Genomic DNA, 20,443 nt, shown 5'->3' on the forward strand with positions numbered 1-20,443 from the left:
TATTATATTTTCAATTTCGGCAAACCCTTCTCAATATCCGCCCTCCGGGCCTCATACTGAACCGGCAACTTCAAATTCGTCCCCAGTTCATTCAACGGCTCATCCACCGTAAACCCAGGATTATCCGTCGCGATTTCAAACAGCACCCCACCCGGCTCCCGGAAATACAACGAGTAAAAATAATCCCGGTTGATCTTCGGCGTTATATTCGTCCCCATCTTTAACAACTTCTCCCGATACTCCATCTGCACATCCTCATTTGGTACCCGAAAAGCCACGTGGTGATTCGTCCCACCTCCCTGATGTCCCCGGGCCTCATCCGGAGCTTCCACCAGATCCACAATACTGGCCGTCGGCACCGCATCCGTTACATATCTATACCGGCCTCCGTCCTGCTCCTTCAATTCATACCCGAACACATCCGTCAATATCGTCGCCGTCGGCTTGATACTCCTCAACGTCAGCGTCACACTATGAAAACCCTTCGTCGCAGCCTCACCCGGCACACCGCCACCCACCCAGGGCTGACGATCATCACCGTATTTACTCGCTATCAACTCCAGTTTCAATCCATCCGGATCCTGAAAAGGCAAATACAGCTCCCCAAACCGCTCCGATATTTCCCCCTGCTTAACCCCCGACTCCTTAAACCGATTCACCCAGTACTCCAGACTATCCTTCGGTACCGAATAACCGATCTCCGTGGCCATACCCGTTCCCGTCCTTCCACCCACAATCCCTTCCCACGGGAAAAAGGTCAGTATCGTACCTGGCATCCCGGTCTCATTGCCATAATAAAAATGGTAGGTACCCGGATCGTCGAAATTCACGGTCTTCTTCACCATCCGAAGCCCCAGTACTTTGGTATAAAAATCGTGATTGCGCTGCGCGCTACCCGCTATCGCGGTGATATGATGTATACCCTGTATCTTATTTGTCATAACCCTTGTTGTTTAAAATTGATAAAATTTCGTTTTCCAAAAGCCCGCTTCCACCCCCAAAATGCCGGGTCACCACAATGGATGGATACCGTTCATTGACCCTCCGCCGCAATCCTTCCTCCTCCTCAGCCCCCACACCCGCCGCGACAAACACTATCCTGTACTCCTTCTCCACCAGCGCCGCAAACGCCTGCTCCTCTTCCGTAACCACTTGTCGCTTTCCAATCTTCGTGCGAATTGATCAGCCGCTCCACCACCTCGAGGATAGCCCTGTCACGGCCGATCACCAGAATATTGACTTTCATTTTACTTGATTTTATTCTCCATGGGGACATCCATGATCAGTATTTCCGAATCGGGCTCCAGCGATTTCAGTCGTATCACACCACTACCCGTGATCCCCAGCCCATCCCGGCTTTCCAGTTTCTGCCCGTCGGTCGTGAACGAACCCTTTAATACGAACAGGTAAACGCCGTTCTCTCCCTTCTTTTTTTCATAGGTAAATTCCTTGTCCGTGTCAAAATGCCCGCTAAAGAACCACGCATCCTGATAGATCCAGCTTCCTTCCTCTGACCTGTACGGGGATATCAACTGCTGCAGCTGATTATCTCCCTTCTCCCTATCGATCTTCACCTGATCATACCGCGGCTCCACGTTTAATTTATTCGGGAACAACCATATCTGCAGGAATTTTACCGGCTTGTCCGGCGAATTATTATACTCACTGTGAAAAACCCCGCTGCCCGTACTCATCACCTGGATCTCACCGGCGCTCACCACTTCCTTGTGACCCATATTGTCTTCATGTACCAGACTTCCTTCGAGGGGAATGCTGATGATCTCCATATTGTCGTGCGGGTGCGACCCAAATCCCCTTCCACCGGCAACCATATCGTCGTTCAGGACACGAAGTACGCCAAACTGCGTCCTTTCGGGATTGTAATAACCCGCAAAAGAGAAAGAATGATAGCTGTCCAGCCAGCCGTGGTCGGCATGTCCCCGGGTAGCCGCTTTATGTAAGATGGTATTGCTCATAACGTTTTCCTTTTTTTATACCACAAAGCTACTACCCCGGCATGCCGCTATCCATTAACCTAAATTAAGATTTTGGGCACCCCGTATCCCCCCCGTAACATCTCCCCCTGCACCCCCGTAACATACAGATTTGCAAGGAAAACCACTATTTGTACATTTTTTGCGTCAGTTTTCGACCGATCTTTGTACTTATGAGAAAAGCGTTAACCCTACTGACTGCCATCCTTACTATTTCCGTCGGCCTCCTCGCCCAGAACGGCCGCGATACTGCTGGAAAGTCTCCCGCCACACCCGACAACCCTTCCGCCACCACCGAAAGGACCTCCGTCTACACCTTACATCCCAAAGTCGATATCCCCCTGATCGCCGCCAGCGCCGCCTGGGACATCTATGGCTTTTCCCAGATCTCCAAAAAAGACGGCCTTACCGAGGCCGAGGTCCTGGCCAAAGACAAAAACAAGATCAACTGGTTCGACCGCTGGGCCGTCCATCCCTATTCCCACAGCATCGACCGGCTCAGTTATATACCGTTCTACGTGGCGGTACCCCTCCCCTCGCAGTTTTCGCTGTCGACAATAAAATGAGGAAAGATTTCTGGAAACTGACCACTCTCTACGGAGAAGCGATGATCCTGACAGGCGTACTCTATACTTCGGCGGTACACTACGTGAGAAGAAGCCGCCCCTGGTCTACGAGTCGGCCAGCCCCATGGGAACACGCCGAAGCTCCAACTCGCAGAACTCCTTCTTCGCCGGCCATGTCGCGCTGGTAGGGACCTCGATGTTCTTTATCGCCCAGGCCTACGCCGACTATCATCCTGAATCCAGATACAAATGGGCCTTCTACACCGGCGCAGGAGTCGTGACCGGCCTCACCGCCCTCTGGCGCAACAAGGCGGGTGAACACTTCCCCTCCGATATCGCCCTCGGCTCCGTCGTTGGCGTAGCATCCGGACTCCTGACACCCATGCTCCACCGCACCAAAATTATTCGCAACAAGAAATTGAGCATCCTCCCCTTCACCAGCTCCGGCCGGGCCTCGCGCTGCTCTATCACCTGTAAACTCCACCCCTCACCCGGGTCACCCATCCCCTTTGTCATCCGCCCGACCCCCAATCCCGGGGGCGATCGCTACCTTCATGCCATGCCACGAAACATCCTCGCTATATCCGGCAGCATACGGAAAACCTCCGTCAACAACGCCATCCTCAACTATATCCACACCATCCATAACATCCACGTCTTCGATATTACAACCCTCCCATATTTCAATCCCGACCTCACCGACCCGGAAAATCTCCCCCAAACCGTCAAAACCTTCCTCTCCCAAATAGCAGCGGCCGACGGCGTCATCCTCTGCACCCCCGAGTACGTCTTCACCATCCCGGGCATACTAAAGAACGCCATCGAATGGTGCGTAGCCTCCACCGTATTCCAGGACAAACCCCTGGCCATGATCGTAGCCTCCCTCTCCGGCCAGAAGGCATTCGAATCCCTCGACCTCGTCATGACCACCGTCGGAGCCCGGGCCACCGAGGACACAAAACTCCTCCTATCCGGCGCTTACGGCAAGCTCGACAAAGCCACCCATGCGCTGGACAGTCACACCATAACCCTCCTTGACCAATTGATGAATTCCTTCCTACGCCTGCTTCTTCGGCGGTAGATCAAAAGCCACGGCCTCATGCTCGAAGTGCCCCTTGTGCGACCCATCACAGAAAGGCTTATTCTGCGAACGACCGCAGCGGCAAATACTCACCACCTCCCGGCCACCCAGCCCATAAGCCTTCCCGTCCTTGTCGACGATCTCAAAATCCCCTTCTACCTTGATCGATCCATTGTTGTTGACAGTAATCTTTACCGCGGCCATAATTGTTTGATTTTTAAGCGGCCAAAAATAGCAAAAAACCACGCTAATCGAAGAATCTATCAAATTAGTCGAAAACTTTTCGAAACGCGGCCGACCCCGGCTACTTTTACCTGACTAACAACTTATGGAATACGACAACGACAGACCCCGAAAACGCCCGCCAAGACTGGAGATCTTCTACTGGATCGTCCTGGCACTACTGACACCCCTGACCAACAGCATCACCCTGTTCCCAAGGGACCCACGCATCTGGCCCGTCCTGCTCCTGATCGCCGGACTCCTGCTCCCCGTCTATATCATTTACTCCCGCGTCATGGGCTCAGCCCTGACCCGAAGCAACCGGACCATCCTTTCCATCTGGCGCAATCCCGTCCCCTTTATCATCCTGCTTTCCGTCCTATTCTTCCTCATCATCCAGACCTTTATCCAGGCCGTCTACACCCTCATCCTCAAATTTCCCCTCTCCGCGGGCGAGCACTTCTATTTCGCCCTCCGCAGCCCCACCGTCGCCCGGGAATGCTGGTGGACCCTGGTCAACATGGCCCTGTCCGTAGCACTCTTCTACATCCGCAAGGCCGACGACGAGAAAGACCTTATCTACGCCATGCAAAAGGAGAATACTTTTTATCAGCTGCGCTACCTCCGCAGCCAGCTCAACCCCCATTTTCTCTTTAATACCCTCAATAGCATCTATTCCCTTACCCTCCAAAAGTCGGACAAGGCCCCGGAGGTCGTCATCCGCCTGGCCGACATCATGCGCTATCTCATCTATGAGTGCAACGAGGAAAAGATCCCCCTCGACAAGGAAATAGAGTTTATCCGCAACTATATCGAAATTGAAAAAATGCGCCACAGCGCCGACATCCGCTTTACGGTGGAAGGCGCCACCAACGGCATTCATATCGAACCCTATATCTTCATATCCTTCATCGAGAACGGCTTCAAACACGCCATGGACCACAGCTTCGGCGACCCCTTCATCTTTATCACTCTAAGGGTGGGCGACGGCCAGCTGACCCTCAACGTCATCAACAGCACCAGCGCGGACCTCGAAATGCAGGCCCGACGGATCAATGGCAAGGGTATCTCCCATAGCCGCAGCCTCCTCGAACTGCTTTATCCCGCCTCCTACGACCTCGACATCATCCAGACCGAAAAGGACGAATCCCGGACCAGCGAGATCCGCATGCGCAACGCCCGTGAAAGACTGGAAAACCTCTATCCGGATTCTCACACCTTAGACGTAATTTTGAACAAAAGCACCTTTACCGTATCGTTAATCCTAAAAACCGCCAGGGCTTGATAAAATGCATCATCGTCGAAGATGAGACCCTCGCCCAGGACGTCATTCGCAACCACCTGGACCATTTCGACCAGTTCGAGCTGGTGGGTGTCTGCCGCAACGCCCAGGAAGCCGCCGGGACCCTCAAACAACAGGAAGTCGACCTCATGTTTCTGGACATCCGCATGCCCGGCATGAGCGGTCTTCACTTCCTTCGCAGCCTGACCGACCCGCCCCTGGTAGTCCTGACCACCGCCTATGCCGAATACGCCCTCGAAAGCTACGACTTCAACGTCATCGACTACCTCCTCAAACCCATCTCCCTCGAACGCTTTACCAGGGCCGTCAACAAACTCCTCAACGGAAGGCTCTATCCCCTTACCACCAAAGAGCCGCCCGCCGGCTCCGATCATATATTTATCAAGTCCAACAGTAAATTCTTCCGGGTCAATTTCTCCGAGATCCTGTACGTGGAAGGCATGAAAGACTATCTGAAGGTCCACACCCCCGACTATACACTCGTCACCCACCAGACTATGAACGATATCGAAAAAACCCTTCCCCCCGCCAGTTCATACGGGTTCACCGCAGCTACCTCGTAGCAGTCGGCCATATCAAATCCATCTACGGCAACTCCATTGAACTCGGTAAAACCACCATCCCCATCGGCATCAACTACAAGGAATCCGTCATGACCCTCATCGGCCGCCGGCCATAACCAGCGATAACACGCTCATCCCGATCATCAGCGCATCCTCCAGGATCGTCACCGTACTCATCGGCAGATTAAAAACCGCTCCCAGACAGGCGCATTTGATCTTTTTCTTATTCAAGACACTCTGCAAAACCCCGATAATACTCACCGTCATCACTACCAGCGTGACAAGGTTGACCCAAAAAGGAGCCACCCCCGTCACAAACGCCACGCCCAACCCCAGCTCCACAAATGCATATAGATACCCCCATCCCCTCCAGCGCCTGGCGACGATATCATACATCGAATAACTATCGGCAAAAGCCGAAAGATTCAACAGCTTAAAAAAGGAAAAACTCAAAAAGAACCCAGCCATAAATACCCGCATAAACTGCCTCGTATCCCCACGCCCCGCGGCCACCGCGACTACCGTCACATAACCCAGTATCAGCAACACCGGCTTGTACGTCTCCAGCCACGACCGCTTTTCCTCCTCCTCAACCATCTCAACCACCTTTTCCGTCAACTGATACTTTGGATAATCCTTCAACGCCGCCCTCAGCTCACCAGTCCCCACATGCTTCGTCATATCTACATCGGCCACACCGCTTTTAAGATCGATCCTAACCTCTTTAACCCCATCCACCTTCCCCAGCAACCCCTTCACCTTCGCCTCACAACCCGAACAAGTCATCCCCGAAATAGCATATTGATGTGTCATATTGTTTCTTTTGACACAAATTTACCCCCGGTCATCCCCGTCCCACTTATGCAATTTTGAGATTGATTTATAAGATTTACAGATCTTCTATATTCCTCCTCTTATGATCTTTCAACGATTTAAAATACGTCGGCGTCAACCCCGTCACCTTCTTGAACTGCGTCGACAACGCCGCCACACTACTATACCCCAGCTGATCCGCAATCTCCGAAAGAGATAACTCATCATATACCAGCAACTCCTTCACCTTCTCTATTTTCTGCGCGATAAAATACTTCTCGATCGTCGTCCCCTCCACCCCCGAGAACAAATTACTCAGATAGGTATATTCGTAGTGCAACCTCTCCGCCAGATAATCCGACAAATTCACCGTCCCCAGTTCTCCCGGTTCCTGCACCAATTTAATGATACTGGTCTTTATCTTTTCGATGATCCTGCTCTTCTTGTCATCGATCAGCTCAAACCCCAGCTTCCGCAGACTCCCGTCCAGTGCTCCGAGCTGCTCCTTCGTCGGACTAACCCCTACCTCCACCTCTCCCAGCTTCCACCGTAAGGGGATGCAAACCGGCCTTCTCCAGCTCGGCCTGCACCACCATCCGGCACCGGCTGCACACCATATTCTTTATATACAATCTCATTTCTTCAGATATCTTTCCAAAAATTCAAACTGTACCGTCGCGATCAGCAGCGAACTCTGCGGATTATACGCAGCCCCATGCGCTCCCGGCGGATAGATCCTCAGTTCAGCATCCTTTCCGGCATTCGTCAGCGCCGTCAGCAGCTGCATCGTATGCGCCGGATGGACATTGTCGTCGCTCATCGAATGGATCAGCAATAATTTGTCCTTTAGCGCCGCCGCATGCGTAATACTGGCGCTGTTTCGGTAGCCTTCCTGGTTCTCCGTCAGCGGCGCCATATAACGCTCGGTATAGACGTCGTCATACAGCCGCCAGTCGGTGACCGGCGAGTTGGCAATGCCGACCTTGAAAACGCCCGGATGGGTCAGCAATGTATAAGTTGTGCTGTAACCGCCATAGCTCGTGCCCATGATCGCCATATTGGCACCATCGACATAGGGCAGCTTTGCCAGATAGTGCGCCGCCTCCACAAAATCATGGCTCTCCCATTTTCCCAGCTGCTTATAAACACACTTCATGAACTTGCTGCCATAATTGGCGATCCCTCTATTGTTGATATTGACGACAATGTAACCGTTCTGCGCCAGCCACTGCTGCCATCCGCTCGCCGCCCACCGATCAAAAACGTCATGCGACTCAGGTCCGCCATACACCGTCATCACCACCGGATACCGTTTTGTGCTGTCGAAATTGAACGGCTTGATCATATATCCGTCGATGCCCACCGCGTCGCTCGTCGTAAAATGGAACAGCTGCTGCGGCGCATAAGCGTGTTTCGCCACAAAGTCCGTCACCGCCTGATTATTCTCCAGCTGCTTTAACTGCTTACCGCTGCCGTCATACAACCCTACCTGCAACGGCGTCTTTACATTACTGTACTCGTCGATATAATATTTGGTGTTGGTGGACATATCGATATCGTGATATCCTTCCACCTGTGTCAGATGCTTTTTGCCCGACCCATCCCACCGGATCGAGTAAAGCTGCTGTTCCAGCGGTGAAGCCTCCGCCGAGAGATAATAGATCATCTTCTTTCGGACGTCGATACCCGTCACCTTGATCATATCCCAGTCCCCTTTGGTAACGGCATTGATCAGCTTGCCGTCATAACCGTAGTGATAGATATGGTAGTATCCGCTGCGATCGGAGACCCAGAAGAAATCCTTCGTCCCATCCGGGAAATAGACCATATCGTTGACATCGGTATAGAAATTAAAGATGGCCACCCAGCTGCTGTTCTGCTCTTCCAGCACGACGCGGTGCTCTCCCGTCTTCACGTTGAAGAAATACAACTTCATATGATTCTGCGCCCGGTTCAGCGTCATCACCGCGAGCTGGTCGGGATCGCTCGTCCAGTAGATCCGGGGATATAAAAATCGCCGGTCTCGTCGGTGTTAAGCCATATCTTCTTCCCCGATTCTACATCGACGACGCCTATACGCACTGTCGGATTGGGGTCGCCAGGCTGAGGAATGGAGATCTTCAACTGTTCGTCGTGAAAACCCTCGTAATTGGTCATTTGAAATACGGGCACCTGGCTGTCGTCGAACTGCCAGTATGCGATATATCGGCTATCCTTCGACCAGCTCCAGGCCTGCGCCTGACCGAACTCCTCTTCATATACCCAGTCATAGTGTCCGTTAAAAACACCCGTCTCACTGGTAGAGTCTGAGGTCAGCTGCACCTCCTTACCGGTTCCCAGACTATACGCGAACAGATTACCCTCCCTCTCGATCCCCACCTTCGTCCCGTCGGGCGACAACTCGGCCGAACGCGCGTCCTTTGCCGCCTGCTTCAGCTGGCGACCATCCACGTCATAGATATAGTAGTCGGAGATCCCGCTGTGGCGGTAAATATGCCTGAAATTACTGCGGAACACCAGATGCCGCGAATCCTTCGACCACTGAAAGGAGAGGTAATCGAACGGTTTTCCATCACCCGGAAACCTAACTCCGTTCTTATTGAATACCGTCTTCTCCTGCAGCGTCGCCGGATCCATCACATGGATCTCATCCCCGGAAATAAAGGAATACTGATCCCCGCCATTGATCCAGTTGACACTCGCCGGCCCCGATTTCCCCCTCAACTGCTGCCCCCCGCCCCTCAGGGCATCCCCGATACTCCCATACGCCTGCTGCGCCCTCACCCCCGTCCCTACAAACAAAACAAGTGCTATCGCCAGTGATACTCTTACCATTTTTGATAATTAAGGGGCTAAAAGTATCAAATTACCCCGATACTCCCCTTCCCTCCCATATAACTCCTCCACCGAACACCACATCCGTCCGGCACTACCGGGAACCGCAACAAAATGACCACTCCTCTCCTCGGCCTGGGGCAACCGGGCAAACCATAAATAAATGTAAAAAAGGAAAGATGGGGACCACACCCCCTAAAACGAAAAAACCCCCAAGAGTTAGTCAGGGGCCTTTCAAGAGAAATTGGAATTTTGGTGCTTTCTTTGATCCGTTGAAAGCGTTTGGTTTTTCTGGATTTTAGTTGGCGTTCATCGGTATTGGATAGGACAAAACTACATCACAATCAAACGTTAAAAAAGAGTGATTGCCCTCGATTTTTATCGTATTTCTACGATACCCCCGCCTTTCTAATCGCATTCTAACCCCGGCTTTCTTTTTTCCCTTTTACATTTATAGGAGTAAAATCCACTCAGCTTGAGAAAGTACCTCTTCTTACTTGCCGCCACCATATCCACGGTCGCCACACTGTCCACAACCACCCTTACCGCCCAAACCCCCACCTCTCCGCTCCTGGGCCCCACTCAGTCCACCGACACCACCCGCGTCCCCGACACCACCCTAAACTCAGACAAAAATATCCGCAACAAAGTCCTCGGCGACATCCAGAACAACCTCGACAAAAAGACAAAAAACATAGACCAAACCCTCTCCCGCACTGGACCACAAGGTCGATTCCCTCGACATCGAGATAGCCGCCTCCCGCGACGCCCGCGACAAAGCCGACAAACTCCTCCTCCGCGTCCAGTCCCTCGAGAAAAAACAACAGGCCATCGAAGAGAACGAACTTTACGTCTACCAGGCCAACTACCAGTCCGCCATCATCAACCTCGTGTCCATGGACAAGGAGATAAAACCCCTCGTCCTCTTCAACTCCGCGAAGAGCTTCTTCTCGACACTCAGCGAAACCGCCGACCCGATGAAATACCCCGGCTACCAGGACTGGTATAAGAAATTTTATGACTATATCGAGCGCGAGAAGGACCGCGAACCCGCGCTCAACGTCCTCCACGACATGGTCCAGATCACAGGCAACCTCACCAGCGCGGCCTCCATCACCGGCCCGATCTCACAGGCCCTCTTCCTGGGCATCAACTCCTTCATCAATTCCCTCGGCAGCAAGAAGAAAGAACTCCGCGACCAGAGCCAGAAGATGTTCCTACTCACCGCCAAACTCAGCCAGTTCGACTACGACAAAGACCTCGTCGAACAGCAATGGGACCTCGTCACCAACGAGCTGGAAAAACTCCAGATACACTACGATACCATCCTCAACCAAAACCTCACCCTGCTAAAAGTCTCCCCGGGAGAATACAGCCGCCAGTTCTCCAAAGAGACCGACGCGGAACTCCGCTACCAATTCCTCACCGACCTCCGCAAATCCGCCTCCGCCCTCGTCACCAACCGCAAGTCCGCCGACATCAAGAACTGGAAACAACCCATCTACTACGAACTCATGGACGTCCAGTCCCTCAAAATGCGCTTCGGCGAACTCACCTTCGATATCCGCGGCATCATCGGCCGCTACCAGGACCTCATCAAAAAATACCGCAACGACCCAGAGATCGGCACGAAGATCCAGGGCCTCGAAGTGAAACTCAACGCACTCAGCGACACCTTCGACGGCGCCTTCGACCCCACCGAATACATCAACTCCGCCACCCGCATGTATCTCGTCAACTAACCCTCCGACCGCCGGGGAAAAATATTTTATCCTATGCATTGAATTCTTATGTATATTGGTGGCAAAATACCGCCATGCAAGCCCGATTGCTTCTCCCGCTTATCGCCATTTGCGCCACCCTTCACAGCTCTACCGCCCAATCAGTGCCACCACAGATCACAGACAGGATCGACAGTCTTTTCAATCAGTGGAACAATACTTCCGGTCCCGGCTGCGCCATTGGAGTGGTGAGAAATGATTCACTGATCTTTTCAAAGGGCTACGGCATGGCCAATCTGGAATATGGCGTTGCCATCACGCCCCAAACTATCTTTCACATGGCATCGGTCTCCAAACAATTCACTGCCTGGTCCATTTTGCTGCTTGAGAGACAGGGAAAGCTCAGCCTGGATGATGATATCCGTAAATACCTGAATTGGTTTCCCGATCTGAAGGAAAAGATCACCATCAGCAACCTGATGAACCACACCAGCGGCATCCGTGACCAGTGGGAATTGCTGGCCATAGCGGGCACGCGGCTGGATGACGTGATCACACAGGACCAGATCATCAAGATACTCGCTAAGCAGAAGGCCCTGAATTTCAAACCCGGAACAGACTGGAGTTATTCCAACAGCAACTTTACGCTGCTTGCCGAAATTGTCAGATCCGTCAGCGGACAAACACTGCGGCAATTCTCCGACTCGGCCATCTTCAGGCGCCTCGGAATGAAAAACACCCATTTTCATGACGACTATACCGAGATCGTGCCCAACCGGTCCTATTCTTATTTTATGCCCCAAAAGGATCACTATGTCAACGCGGTGCTCAGCTACTCGACCGTCGGCGCGACAAGCCTTTTCACCAATATCGACGATATGAGCAAATGGATCATCAACTTCTATGATCACACAATCGGCGACAATAAAGAAGTTCAGGAATTGACAGAGCCGGTTCTCGTCAACGGCTCGAAAGTTCGCAACTATGCCAAAGGGATCGTGGCGGACAGCATCTATGGTCAGCTGCGCTATCAGCATGGCGGAGGGGATGCAGGCTACCAGACATTTGTCAGCGTTTTTCCCGCCCGGAAAATGGGATTTATCGTCTTCAGCAACCTTGGCGGCTTCAATGCCCAGCGCATAAACGACCAACTCGCGGCACTATTCATAAAAGATGAAAAAGGCACACCCAAAAATAAATCATCCCGCCGGGACAGCGCCCAGGCTGTTCTGACCGATACTGGAAACCTCCTCAACTACACCGGCAACTATATTGCCGATGACGGCACCCGCTTTGCCTTCGTGATAAAGGATCACAAATTCTATGCAATCACCCCGGACCACAAATATCATTTACTGATTGCGGCCGGAACCGACACCTCCAAGGTGTTCACCGACACGACCTCAAGCTTTATTTTTTCCGGTGGAAATACCGGACATCCCATCACCGAAGAATCCTGGCCTGTGGGTAATCATCTGCACTGGGAAAAATATGATACCGCTGCAAAGACGGACCGCCAACTGACCGCCTATACCGGCACCTACTATTGCCCCGAACTCGACTGCAGCTACCGGATCAGCCTAAAAGACCATCGTCTGTTACTCAGCAATGCAAAATACAACGATTCACCCCTCACCCTGTCTGGCAGCGACCACCTGATAAGCGATTTCTGGTGGATGAACCACCTTCACATTACGCGCAATGCCAAAGACCAGATCACGGGTTTTGAACTCAATGGCAACAGAGTGATGCACCTCCAATTTGTCAAAAAAGCCCCTGAAAAATCAGGGGGGCTAACCAGAGCACGGATTGATAAACAAAACAAACTGCAGGCAGGCAGTGTCCCTACTTATGCTCGAGTAGTTTAAAGAATTGATCCAGCTGGGGCAGGATCACGATCCTCGTACGACGATTCTGCGCCCTTCCTTCATTGGTATCATTGGTTGACACAGGCACATACTCACCCCTTCCGGCAGCAGCCATCTTCGCCGGCTCGAGGCCATACTGATTCTGCAGGATCCGGACCACCGCGGTAGCCCTCTTCACACTCAGGTCCCAGTTGTCCAGCAACACCCCTTGCGGAACGGCTTGTTGTCCGTATGTCCTTCCACCATAAATTCAATATCCGGCTGTGCCTTCAACACTTTCGCCACCTTCCCCAATACTTCCTGTGCCTTCTTCGTAACATCATATTTTCCGCTGGCAAAAAGCAGCTTGTCCGATATATCCACATAGACCACACCCTTGTCGACCTTGATATTGATGTCCTTGTCGTTCAAGTCGCCGATCGCGCCCTTCAGATTGTTCACAAGCGCCATATTCAAAGAATCCTTATGCGCCATCGCCGACTGCAGACTCTGAATATAAGCATCCTTCGCACCCAGATTGTCCAGCGACCTCTTGATGCTCTCCGCCTGCGTGCCCGAGATCACCGACATATCCTCCAGCTGCTTCAGGGCCTGAGTATTGTTGGCCTTCAGGAAATCTACCTGCTTCTGCAACGCAGCCACCTTCGCATCACAATCCGACTTATCCTGCACGAGGCCCGCCGTCTTACCATTACAATTTTTGAGGTCATTCTGCAAATCGCCATACGACTTGCTCAGAGAATCATACTTCGACTGCAGGGTCTTGAACTTCTTACTGCTGACGCAGGAGACGCACAACAGCGCCGGCAGGACACCGGCCAGCGCCAGGGTTTTGATACGCATAAAGGTTGATTTGATTGAGACAACAAGGTTGAACACCCGGATTAGGCGAAGATTAAAGAAGAATTAGAATTTGATTAGATTTTACCATGAGCCGCCTCCACACCGTCCGTGAACCATCGCTACCCGGGTCCCAGCCGCCCCTACACCCCCCGGGCCCCCGCCACCGGCAACACAATATAAAACATCGACCCCACCCCAACCGTCGACTCCACACTAATCCACCCCTTATGAAGTTGTATGATCCTCCTCGACAACGACAACCCCAACCCAAACCCCGGAACCGTATGCCTCTCCTCCGTCCTATAGAACGGTTGAAAGATCCTCTCCCTCTCCTCCTCCGCTATCCCCTTCCCCCGATCCTCCACCGATATCCGGATCTCCTTCCCCTGCACCGCCAGCCTCACCACCGCCCGATGATCATCCGAATATTTACACGCATTCACCACTACATTCCGTATCGCCGTAAACAACAACTCCTCATTGCCAAACACCAACAGTGACTCCTCCGCCTCCGGCAACCCATCAAAATTCAACCCCACTTCAAAAGACCCCGCCGCCCCGGCAACCCCACCCGCGCCGCCCAAACCCCCAACCCCACCGGCCACCCCAACCCCATATCCCCCCCATGTCCCCACCTTCCCTATCTCCCCCGGCAACCGCAACAAAACCTCATCGATCCTTATCAGATCGATCTCCAACCCCGCCGCCGTCCCAGAAGCCCTCGCAAACTCCAGCAACGTCTGCGTCAGCTTGCTCAACTGCCGCGCATCCTGATACACCGACTGTATCACCTGCCGGTACTCCTCCACCGTCCTCACCCGCTGCAACGCCACCTCCAGCTGACTCGATATCGACGTCAGCGGAGTCGATAACTCGTGCGACGCATTCGCAATAAATCGTCCCTGTATCTCAAAACTCTCCTGCATCCGGTTCAGCAGCTGGTTCAGCGTCCCCGAAAGATAGTCCCACTCATCCCGGCTCTCGGCAGTCGACCTGATCCGCCGCGTCAGATTCCGCGCCGAGATCTCATTCACCTCGTCCGCTATCCGCCGGATAGGATGCAATAAAGAAATAGAAAACAAATACCCCCGACCACCGAGATCAGTATCCCGCCAACAAAACTCAGGGAAAGCACAAGTCGAAGATGCCGCATCTTCTCATTCCCCGGCTCGTCATACGCCGCCGCAACGATCACCAGGCCCCCGTCTTTATAGTCCACCCCCACCGCATCGCGACGCCCCTGCGTAAAATACAGGACGCCATCCGAGCGCCTTCCGCACCCGCTCGATCACCGCCTTCACGACAGACAACGTATCCTCCGGCCCATCACTATACCAATATACTTTCCGGTCTGCGCTGTCATAAGCCTCCATCACCTTGTCCTGCATCGCCATCGACGTCGACGCGTCTATCTTCCGCAGCAGCGCCTGGTCAAAAACCCCGCCCTGACTCAGCAGGCGGCCGGTGGTGATCGCCCGGTTGGTCAACCGGGTACGTATATCCGAAATTCGATTGGTATAGGAGAAATAATAGACAGAACCACAAACCAGCGTGAGTATCCCCACTACCAGCAGGGTGAACAGCAGCGTTATGCGGATCTTTACCGGCATCAGCTTCCGCCGGTTTTAAGAATATAACCCATCCCCACATGGGTCTGGATCAGCTTGTAGTCGAAATCCTTGTCCACCTTATTGCGGACATAACTAATATATACGTCGATGACATTGGTATTGGTATTGAAGTCCACGTCCCAGACATTGATCGCCAGATCCGCCCGCGAAACGACCCTGTTCTTGTTCCGCATCAGGTATTCCAGCAGCTGGAACTCCTTCGCCGTCAGCTTGATCCGCTGCCCCGCCCGGTGTACCTCCTTCGTATCCAGGTTCATCTCAAGGTCTCCCGCCCGAAGCACATTACCCACCGGCACCGCCTGCCCCGGCGTTCGCTTCAGCAAGGCCCGGATCTTCAGCAACAGCTCTCTGAACTCAAACGGCTTGACCATGTAGTCGTCCGCCCCCGCGTCATAACCTTCCACTTTGTCATCCAGCGAACTCATCGACGTCAGCATGATCACCAGTTTATCCGGGTCACGGTACCGGATGGCCCTGCAAAGATCATAGCCATTCATCCCCGGCAGATTGATGTCCAGAATGATCAGATCATACCGGTGCGTGACGATCAGCTGGTGGCCGATCTTCCCGTCATACGCCACCTCGACATAAAAACCATTCTCCTCCAACCCCAGTTTCAGGGTGTCGGCGATCTTCCGCTCATCCTCCACAATTAGTATCTTTCTTTCCTCTGCCATCCCATAAAATTACAAATTATCACCCGCGCACCCCAAAAACCCGGCGGTCTCTAATCTAATTCTAATATCATCGCCACCCCAAATTCTCTAATCTAATTCTAATCCCCCTCTAATTAATTGTTAATATCCGTTAACCAAATTGTACCATATGGCGATAGTCTTTACAAAACTCCTTATTCCCGTCGACTTCACCCTCAACACGGAGATCGCGGTAAAAAAAGCGATCAGCCTTATCGGGGCCGATAAGGTCGTACTCCACCTCCTCCACGTGGTGCAGCCCCACCGCCCCCTGCCGCCCTGGTCGCCAAAACCCAGCTCGACCAGCTGGCGCAGCGAATAAAGGAGACTACCCCGGACCGGAGATCAAAACCCACGTCCTCAAAGGCGCTGTCCAAAAAATGATCATAGAATGCGCCAACTTCCTGACCCCCGACATCATCGTCATCGGCAAACAAAACCAGCTAAAACCCTGGACCCCCGGGTGGGCGATCAACCTCCTGACCAAAACATCAAAGGTCTCCCCCGACACAGTCGCGAAAAAACGAATAGCCCTGTGTTAACGGCCAAACCAGGATCCATCGATACCCGACCAAGGGTTATCGTCATCCCCATCCGGGATTTCCTGCCTCAACGGAAACTCGAATGGGGGATCCTGCTGGCCCGACGCTACCGGGCACAGGTACACCTTCTGGCCATCCAGAAGAATGACAACGAAGAGGGCCTGCCACAGGCATTCCTCAAAGCCTATCACCAGCTGCGTGAAAGCCTTCACCACCCCATCGAAGTCTCGTCCGTGACAAGACATGACCTCGCAAGGGCCACCCTAAGTTATGCCGAACTCATCATGGCCGACCTGATCCTGCTCAACCCCGCGACCGAGAGCGGTATCGGCGGATCACGGCACATCAGCGACCTCCTCCGCCGGGACTCTAAAATTCAGGTATTGGACCTGGAACCATATAAAAACAATTAATTATAACGATGCGACAACTACTACTTTTCACGACAGTTCTCTGCCTTGCTATCGATGGCACAAAAGCTCAGTCCCCCTCTACAGCCGACGCAAGACACCTCCTCTACTACGAGCGATACGACGGCGCCGCCACCGAACTCCAGTCAATCCTAACTACCGACCCCGGCAACTCCGAAGCCTGGTGGCTCCTAACCGAAACATACCTCAACCGACACCAACCGGCCCCCATAACCATCCCTGCCCCGGCAGCAGAACAACCCACGGGGCTCTGCGCCAGAGGCTTCATATTCCTGTATAACCACAAAAAAGACAGCGCCGCCTCCTGTTTCAGCAAAGCCCTGACTGCTACAAAGGAAAAAGACCCGGTCATCCTGCTCGCCGTCGCACACGCCCACAATATGTCCGACTCCGGCGACGCCCACTACGCCCTGGAACTCCTCACAAAAGCGATCAAAAAAGACAAACACAACCCCGAACTCTACGTCGAAATGGGCGACTCCTACAGAAGGCTCGAAGACGGAGGCAACGCATTCAGGGCCTACCACGACGCACTCACCGAAGACGCCAAATACGCAAAAGCCATGTACAAATCGGGCAAGATCTTCGTCTCACAGAATAACTCCGAACAATACCTGCAGTACTTCAACGACGCCGTCGCCGCCGACACCAGCTACGCCCCGGCCTGGTACGAGCTATACTATCACTGGTATTTCCGCGACGTCAACAAGGCCATGGATGATCTCAAACACTATACCGCCAACGACGACCCCGGCATCCGCAACGACTACCTAGTCACCGACATGCTGTATTCCTCGGCCAAATACGCCGACGCCGTACAAAAGCGCAGCAGCTGCTCAGCCAGCCACGCCGGCGCTACCGAACCCCGCCTGTACAAGCTCATAGCCTATTCATACAAAGAGTTGCACGACTCGGCAAAAGCCCTCGACTACATGCAACAGTACTTCAATAAACAGAAAGACACCAGCTTCGTCGAGAAGGACTTTGAAACTATGGGCGACATATACGCCTCCCTCAACCACCCCGACTCCGCAACCAAATACTACGCCCAGGCCGCCCTTCTTCAAAAGGACACCCTCCAGCGCTACGCCTTCGCCAAAAAACTCGCCGACGGCTACAAAAAACAAAAGGACTACGCCAACCAGGCCATCTGGCTCGGCAAATACTACAATGGCAACACAAAAGCCACCAACCTCGACCTCTTCAACTGGGGCCTCGCCCACTACATGGCAAAGGACTATCCCATGGCCGACAGCGTCTTCGCCATGTACGAAACAAAATACCCCGACCAGGACTTCGGCTACTACTGGCGCGCACGCGCAGACGTGGCCATCGACACGGCAATGACCACGGGCATGGCCATCCCCCAATATATGAAGCTGATCGATATCTGCACAAAAGATACCACCAACAAGACCAACCGAAAACACCTCATCGAATCCTACGGCTATATCGCCGCCTACCGCGCCAACGCCCAAAAGGACTACGAAGGAGCCATCGAATACTTCGGCAAACTCCTCGCCCTCGACCCGGGCAACACCGACGCCGAACACTATATCGCCATCCTCAAAAAGAACCCGGAGAAATCCCGCTCTACCACAACCCATTCCACCGCCGCAGGCGGGGAATGGGCACCAAATAGTCACAAAATCCACCCATTTCATCACATTTGAAAAAAACCACTCCCCTTTTGGCCTAATCTTGTCAAAAAAACAAGATGCCGAGCCCTAAACATACAACAAGGTGGCGCGAACACGAATTCCTCCTCGTCACCCTCCTTTGCACCATCGCCGTTGTCGGGAATTTCTGGCGCCTGCTCCAGCACTCGGCAACGGCCCTTGCAAGGGACTACGGCGAGAATTTCTTCAGCGAAAACCTCCCCTTCACCTACACCGGCAATATCCTCCTCCCCGATATCGCCACACCCATACTGATCTACGTCAGCTACGTCTCGATGAACCTATTCATCCTGCCCCGCCTGCTCCATACAGAAGGAGCCGCCATCGGCAGCTTCAGGGTCCAGGTCACCAACAACGCCAACGCCCGCATCCTCATGTCCGGCCCCGGCAGCGAGTCGCTGAGAAGATTCATCATCGGTCTGGCCCAGACCTTCCTCCTGATCATCGGCCTCGGCACCGGTCTGGGCATCGCCTACTTCTATCGCCACCGACCATTCATGCCCCGCGATATCTCCAATATCATGATCATGGGCAAAGGCCTTCGGATGGCCATCAATCTTACCATTGCATACACCGTCTACGCCATCATCCGCGAGACCCTCCTCAAAAAACTCGAACGACTATCCGATACCATGACCGGCCGGATCCAGCTTCTCAATCAGCTCGACCGCACTCATCACCTGCTACTTCACCTTCGGCGAACTGCTCTATTATTTCGAGTTGATGGAAGGCCCCACCACCGTCTGGTACTTCGGCATCATCCCCGCCATGACCCTCTCCGGCATCATCAATATCTACTGGATCTTCCCGCTCCGACCCGAAGCAAGAATCCTCGACCGCAAAACACTCCTGCGCGTCCTGCTGACCTCCACTGGCCTGGTGCATCCCCTTCGCCATCGCCACAGCCCCCGACGAACACTCCGTACCCCCGGTCGTCATCTCCCTCTGGATCGCGCAGACAGTATTCACCTATCCCCTGTCCCGCTATATCTTCCAGCAGCAAAAGGCCAGGATCATGCGGATAAGAGGCCTCGAGACCGAACTCGGCCAGTCAAAAGCCGACCTCCAGTTCCTCCGCTCACAGATCAACCCCCACTTTCTGTTCAACGTCCTCAACACCCTCTATGGTACCGCATTGCACGAACACGCCAACCGCACAGCCGGAGGCATCCAGCAGCTCGGAGACATGATGCGCTTCATGCTGCACGAGAACAACCTCGACCGCATCGCCATGAACAAGGAAATTGAATACGTAAAGAATTATATAGCGCTCCAGCAGCTCCGTACCGAAACCTCTCCCAATATCACCATCGAGACAGACATCGACGAAGACTTCCCGGACGGCAACATCGCCCCCATGCTGCTCATCCCATTCGTCGAGAACGCCTTCAAACACGGCATCAGCCTCCGCGAACCCTCCTGGATAAAGATCAACCTCCACCACGAAGGCAACTCCCTTCGCTTCGAAGTGCGCAACAGCATACACGTCCGCCAGGGCGCCGACCCCGAAAAAGGCCGGTCCGGAGTAGGCATGAAAAACGTCCTGTACCGGCTAAAACTCATCTATCCCGACCAGCACGAATTCTTCATGCACCAGGACGAAAAGGAATTCTTTGTACAGCTCGCCCTTCAATTGTAACTTCAACCCAGGCAACA

At 53.3% G+C, this 20,443-nt stretch carries 28 protein-coding genes and 1 pseudogene; 13 read left to right on the forward strand and 16 right to left on the reverse strand.

Annotation, left to right across the window (positions count from 1 at the left end; translation table 11 throughout):
• Positions 1 to 2: 2 nt before the first annotated feature.
• The 3 genes from ACQ86N_RS31395 to ACQ86N_RS31405 form a co-directional block, all read right to left on the reverse strand.
• On the reverse strand, positions 3 to 941 hold the full coding sequence (locus ACQ86N_RS31395) for a ring-cleaving dioxygenase (RefSeq protein ID WP_431210479.1): 939 nt from the start codon (positions 939 to 941) through the stop codon (positions 3 to 5).
• Positions 942 to 1,066: 125 nt separating this feature from the next.
• A complete protein-coding gene (locus ACQ86N_RS31400) occupies positions 1,067 to 1,246 on the reverse strand; it encodes a hypothetical protein (RefSeq protein ID WP_431210480.1) in 180 nt (59 codons plus the stop codon).
• Position 1,247: 1 nt separating this feature from the next.
• Positions 1,248 to 1,976: a pirin family protein gene (locus ACQ86N_RS31405; protein WP_431210481.1), complete on the reverse strand. Its 729-nt coding sequence runs from the start codon at positions 1,974 to 1,976 to the stop codon at positions 1,248 to 1,250.
• 191 nt (positions 1,977 to 2,167) lie between these two features.
• Between ACQ86N_RS31405 and ACQ86N_RS31410 the strand changes: the two genes are divergently transcribed.
• Positions 2,168 to 2,560, forward strand: a complete 393-nt coding sequence (locus tag ACQ86N_RS31410; protein WP_431210482.1) for a hypothetical protein — start codon at positions 2,168 to 2,170, stop codon at positions 2,558 to 2,560.
• A gap of 100 nt (positions 2,561 to 2,660) precedes the next feature.
• Entirely contained in the window at positions 2,661 to 3,641 is a 981-nt protein-coding gene (locus ACQ86N_RS31415) for an NAD(P)H-dependent oxidoreductase (protein WP_431217675.1), read from the forward strand.
• Here ACQ86N_RS31415 and ACQ86N_RS31420 read toward each other — a convergent pair.
• Complete coding sequence (locus tag ACQ86N_RS31420; protein WP_431210483.1) at positions 3,618 to 3,845, reverse strand: CDGSH iron-sulfur domain-containing protein; 228 nt, start codon at positions 3,843 to 3,845, stop codon at positions 3,618 to 3,620. The two genes, ACQ86N_RS31415 and ACQ86N_RS31420, sit on opposite strands and share 24 nt — an antisense overlap.
• Before the next feature lie 124 nt (positions 3,846 to 3,969).
• On the opposite strand from ACQ86N_RS31420, the gene ACQ86N_RS31425 reads away from it, so the two are divergent.
• The 3 genes from ACQ86N_RS31425 to ACQ86N_RS31435 are packed head-to-tail and all read left to right on the forward strand — an operon-like array spanning position 3,970 to position 5,845.
• Positions 3,970 to 5,148: a sensor histidine kinase gene (locus ACQ86N_RS31425; RefSeq protein ID WP_431210484.1), complete on the forward strand. Its 1,179-nt coding sequence runs from the start codon at positions 3,970 to 3,972 to the stop codon at positions 5,146 to 5,148.
• Complete coding sequence (locus tag ACQ86N_RS31430; RefSeq protein WP_431210485.1) at positions 5,145 to 5,729, forward strand: LytR/AlgR family response regulator transcription factor; 585 nt, start codon at positions 5,145 to 5,147, stop codon at positions 5,727 to 5,729. Before ACQ86N_RS31425 ends, ACQ86N_RS31430 begins: the two co-directional genes overlap by 4 nt.
• A gap of 11 nt (positions 5,730 to 5,740) precedes the next feature.
• Positions 5,741 to 5,845 (forward strand): hypothetical protein, encoded by a 105-nt coding sequence (locus tag ACQ86N_RS31435; protein ID WP_431217676.1) that lies wholly within the window; start codon positions 5,741 to 5,743, stop codon positions 5,843 to 5,845.
• Here ACQ86N_RS31435 and ACQ86N_RS31440 read toward each other — a convergent pair.
• The 6 genes and pseudogenes from ACQ86N_RS31440 to ACQ86N_RS31465 all read right to left on the reverse strand — a co-directional run bounded on the left by ACQ86N_RS31440 (position 5,826) and on the right by ACQ86N_RS31465 (position 10,209).
• Positions 5,826 to 6,542, reverse strand: a complete 717-nt coding sequence (locus tag ACQ86N_RS31440) for a heavy-metal-associated domain-containing protein (protein WP_431210486.1) — start codon at positions 6,540 to 6,542, stop codon at positions 5,826 to 5,828. The two genes, ACQ86N_RS31435 and ACQ86N_RS31440, sit on opposite strands and share 20 nt — an antisense overlap.
• 76 nt (positions 6,543 to 6,618) lie before the next feature.
• A complete protein-coding gene (locus ACQ86N_RS31445) occupies positions 6,619 to 7,074 on the reverse strand; it encodes a helix-turn-helix domain-containing protein (protein ID WP_431210487.1) in 456 nt (151 codons plus the stop codon).
• Positions 7,058 to 7,180 (reverse strand): hypothetical protein, encoded by a 123-nt coding sequence (locus ACQ86N_RS31450; protein ID WP_431210488.1) that lies wholly within the window; start codon positions 7,178 to 7,180, stop codon positions 7,058 to 7,060. The genes ACQ86N_RS31445 and ACQ86N_RS31450 overlap by 17 nt, the downstream gene beginning before the upstream one ends.
• On the reverse strand, positions 7,177 to 8,091 hold the full coding sequence (locus tag ACQ86N_RS31455) for an alpha/beta hydrolase family protein (protein WP_431217677.1): 915 nt from the start codon (positions 8,089 to 8,091) through the stop codon (positions 7,177 to 7,179). Before ACQ86N_RS31455 ends, ACQ86N_RS31450 begins: the two co-directional genes overlap by 4 nt.
• Positions 8,092 to 8,097: 6 nt before the next feature.
• A pseudogene (locus ACQ86N_RS31460) lies at positions 8,098 to 9,377 on the reverse strand (DPP IV N-terminal domain-containing protein); the annotation flags it as partial.
• Positions 9,378 to 10,002: 625 nt separating this feature from the next.
• Entirely contained in the window at positions 10,003 to 10,209 is a 207-nt protein-coding gene (locus ACQ86N_RS31465) for a hypothetical protein (protein WP_431210489.1), read from the reverse strand.
• A 64-nt stretch (positions 10,210 to 10,273) separates the two neighbouring features.
• Between ACQ86N_RS31465 and ACQ86N_RS31470 the strand changes: the two genes are divergently transcribed.
• Together ACQ86N_RS31470 and ACQ86N_RS31475 are read left to right on the forward strand one after the other, a co-directional pair.
• A complete protein-coding gene (locus ACQ86N_RS31470; protein WP_431210490.1) occupies positions 10,274 to 11,119 on the forward strand; it encodes a hypothetical protein in 846 nt (281 codons plus the stop codon).
• A gap of 74 nt (positions 11,120 to 11,193) precedes the next feature.
• Positions 11,194 to 12,966, forward strand: coding sequence for a serine hydrolase domain-containing protein (locus ACQ86N_RS31475; RefSeq protein WP_431210491.1), 1,773 nt, complete (start codon positions 11,194 to 11,196; stop codon positions 12,964 to 12,966).
• Here the strand turns inward: ACQ86N_RS31475 and ACQ86N_RS31480 are convergent.
• The 6 genes from ACQ86N_RS31480 to ACQ86N_RS31505 form a co-directional block, all read right to left on the reverse strand.
• The gene (locus ACQ86N_RS31480) at positions 12,944 to 13,168 is read right to left on the reverse strand and encodes an OmpA/MotB family protein (protein WP_431210492.1); all 225 of its coding nucleotides are present in this window, start codon (positions 13,166 to 13,168) and stop codon (positions 12,944 to 12,946) included. The genes ACQ86N_RS31475 and ACQ86N_RS31480 overlap by 23 nt on opposite strands.
• Complete coding sequence (locus ACQ86N_RS31485; protein WP_431210493.1) at positions 13,147 to 13,809, reverse strand: OmpA/MotB family protein; 663 nt, start codon at positions 13,807 to 13,809, stop codon at positions 13,147 to 13,149. The genes ACQ86N_RS31480 and ACQ86N_RS31485 overlap by 22 nt, the downstream gene beginning before the upstream one ends.
• Before the next feature lie 140 nt (positions 13,810 to 13,949).
• Positions 13,950 to 14,843 (reverse strand): sensor histidine kinase, encoded by an 894-nt coding sequence (locus ACQ86N_RS31490; protein WP_431210494.1) that lies wholly within the window; start codon positions 14,841 to 14,843, stop codon positions 13,950 to 13,952.
• Positions 14,844 to 14,851: 8 nt separating this feature from the next.
• The gene (locus ACQ86N_RS31495) at positions 14,852 to 15,028 is read right to left on the reverse strand and encodes a hypothetical protein (RefSeq protein ID WP_431210495.1); all 177 of its coding nucleotides are present in this window, start codon (positions 15,026 to 15,028) and stop codon (positions 14,852 to 14,854) included.
• Complete coding sequence (locus ACQ86N_RS31500) at positions 15,018 to 15,419, reverse strand: hypothetical protein (protein ID WP_431210496.1); 402 nt, start codon at positions 15,417 to 15,419, stop codon at positions 15,018 to 15,020. The genes ACQ86N_RS31495 and ACQ86N_RS31500 overlap by 11 nt, the downstream gene beginning before the upstream one ends.
• A complete protein-coding gene (locus ACQ86N_RS31505) occupies positions 15,419 to 16,117 on the reverse strand; it encodes a response regulator transcription factor (RefSeq protein WP_431210497.1) in 699 nt (232 codons plus the stop codon). Before ACQ86N_RS31505 ends, ACQ86N_RS31500 begins: the two co-directional genes overlap by 1 nt.
• A 148-nt stretch (positions 16,118 to 16,265) precedes the next feature.
• On the opposite strand from ACQ86N_RS31505, the gene ACQ86N_RS31510 reads away from it, so the two are divergent.
• From ACQ86N_RS31510 to ACQ86N_RS31535, 6 genes are read left to right on the forward strand one after another with little or no spacing between them, the layout of a single operon-like run.
• Positions 16,266 to 16,457 carry a universal stress protein gene (locus tag ACQ86N_RS31510; RefSeq protein ID WP_431210498.1) on the forward strand — a complete coding sequence of 64 codons (192 nt, stop codon included), beginning with the start codon at positions 16,266 to 16,268 and terminating at the stop codon, positions 16,455 to 16,457.
• Between the two features lie 58 nt (positions 16,458 to 16,515).
• On the forward strand, positions 16,516 to 16,677 hold the full coding sequence (locus tag ACQ86N_RS31515; protein ID WP_431210499.1) for a hypothetical protein: 162 nt from the start codon (positions 16,516 to 16,518) through the stop codon (positions 16,675 to 16,677).
• A complete protein-coding gene (locus ACQ86N_RS31520) occupies positions 16,671 to 17,090 on the forward strand; it encodes a hypothetical protein (RefSeq protein WP_431210500.1) in 420 nt (139 codons plus the stop codon). Before ACQ86N_RS31515 ends, ACQ86N_RS31520 begins: the two co-directional genes overlap by 7 nt.
• An 8-nt stretch (positions 17,091 to 17,098) precedes the next feature.
• A complete protein-coding gene (locus tag ACQ86N_RS31525; RefSeq protein ID WP_431210501.1) occupies positions 17,099 to 18,781 on the forward strand; it encodes a hypothetical protein in 1,683 nt (560 codons plus the stop codon).
• Between the two features lie 44 nt (positions 18,782 to 18,825).
• Positions 18,826 to 19,812 carry a hypothetical protein gene (locus tag ACQ86N_RS31530; protein WP_431210502.1) on the forward strand — a complete coding sequence of 329 codons (987 nt, stop codon included), beginning with the start codon at positions 18,826 to 18,828 and terminating at the stop codon, positions 19,810 to 19,812.
• Positions 19,803 to 20,426, forward strand: a complete 624-nt coding sequence (locus ACQ86N_RS31535) for a sensor histidine kinase (RefSeq protein ID WP_431210503.1) — start codon at positions 19,803 to 19,805, stop codon at positions 20,424 to 20,426. Before ACQ86N_RS31530 ends, ACQ86N_RS31535 begins: the two co-directional genes overlap by 10 nt.
• The last annotated feature ends 17 nt before the right edge of the window (positions 20,427 to 20,443 follow it).

The sequence above is a fragment of the Puia sp. P3 genome (assembly GCF_050632245.1).
GTDB lineage: Bacteria > Bacteroidota > Bacteroidia > Chitinophagales > Chitinophagaceae > Puia.

What these genes read in the sequence shown, in the direction of transcription:
- ACQ86N_RS31500 (WP_431210496.1), bottom strand. Translation starts at nt 15,419, where the DNA reads ATGCCGGTAAAGATCCGCATAACGCTGCTGTTCACCCTGCTGGTAGTG.
- ACQ86N_RS31425 (WP_431210484.1), top strand. Translation starts at nt 3,970, where the DNA reads ATGGAATACGACAACGACAGACCCCGAAAACGCCCGCCAAGACTGGAG.
- ACQ86N_RS31410 (WP_431210482.1), top strand. Translation starts at nt 2,168, where the DNA reads ATGAGAAAAGCGTTAACCCTACTGACTGCCATCCTTACTATTTCCGTC.
- ACQ86N_RS31485 (WP_431210493.1), bottom strand. Translation starts at nt 13,809, where the DNA reads ATGCGTATCAAAACCCTGGCGCTGGCCGGTGTCCTGCCGGCGCTGTTG.
- ACQ86N_RS31535 (WP_431210503.1), top strand. Translation starts at nt 19,803, where the DNA reads ATGCGGATAAGAGGCCTCGAGACCGAACTCGGCCAGTCAAAAGCCGAC.
- ACQ86N_RS31395 (WP_431210479.1), bottom strand. Translation starts at nt 941, where the DNA reads ATGACAAATAAGATACAGGGTATACATCATATCACCGCGATAGCGGGT.
- ACQ86N_RS31505 (WP_431210497.1), bottom strand. Translation starts at nt 16,117, where the DNA reads ATGGCAGAGGAAAGAAAGATACTAATTGTGGAGGATGAGCGGAAGATC.
- ACQ86N_RS31420 (WP_431210483.1), bottom strand. Translation starts at nt 3,845, where the DNA reads ATGGCCGCGGTAAAGATTACTGTCAACAACAATGGATCGATCAAGGTA.
- ACQ86N_RS31525 (WP_431210501.1), top strand. Translation starts at nt 17,099, where the DNA reads ATGCGACAACTACTACTTTTCACGACAGTTCTCTGCCTTGCTATCGAT.
- ACQ86N_RS31465 (WP_431210489.1), bottom strand. Translation starts at nt 10,209, where the DNA reads ATGGCCTGTTGTTTTTTCTCGAGGGACTGGACGCGGAGGAGGAGTTTG.
- ACQ86N_RS31530 (WP_431210502.1), top strand. Translation starts at nt 18,826, where the DNA reads ATGCCGAGCCCTAAACATACAACAAGGTGGCGCGAACACGAATTCCTC.
- ACQ86N_RS31515 (WP_431210499.1), top strand. Translation starts at nt 16,516, where the DNA reads ATGATCATAGAATGCGCCAACTTCCTGACCCCCGACATCATCGTCATC.
- ACQ86N_RS31470 (WP_431210490.1), top strand. Translation starts at nt 10,274, where the DNA reads ATGGACAAGGAGATAAAACCCCTCGTCCTCTTCAACTCCGCGAAGAGC.
- ACQ86N_RS31400 (WP_431210480.1), bottom strand. Translation starts at nt 1,246, where the DNA reads ATGAAAGTCAATATTCTGGTGATCGGCCGTGACAGGGCTATCCTCGAG.
- ACQ86N_RS31455 (WP_431217677.1), bottom strand. Translation starts at nt 8,091, where the DNA reads ATGTCCACCAACACCAAATATTATATCGACGAGTACAGTAATGTAAAG.
- ACQ86N_RS31475 (WP_431210491.1), top strand. Translation starts at nt 11,194, where the DNA reads ATGCAAGCCCGATTGCTTCTCCCGCTTATCGCCATTTGCGCCACCCTT.
- ACQ86N_RS31450 (WP_431210488.1), bottom strand. Translation starts at nt 7,180, where the DNA reads ATGAGATTGTATATAAAGAATATGGTGTGCAGCCGGTGCCGGATGGTG.
- ACQ86N_RS31510 (WP_431210498.1), top strand. Translation starts at nt 16,266, where the DNA reads ATGGCGATAGTCTTTACAAAACTCCTTATTCCCGTCGACTTCACCCTC.
- ACQ86N_RS31405 (WP_431210481.1), bottom strand. Translation starts at nt 1,976, where the DNA reads ATGAGCAATACCATCTTACATAAAGCGGCTACCCGGGGACATGCCGAC.
- ACQ86N_RS31440 (WP_431210486.1), bottom strand. Translation starts at nt 6,542, where the DNA reads ATGACACATCAATATGCTATTTCGGGGATGACTTGTTCGGGTTGTGAG.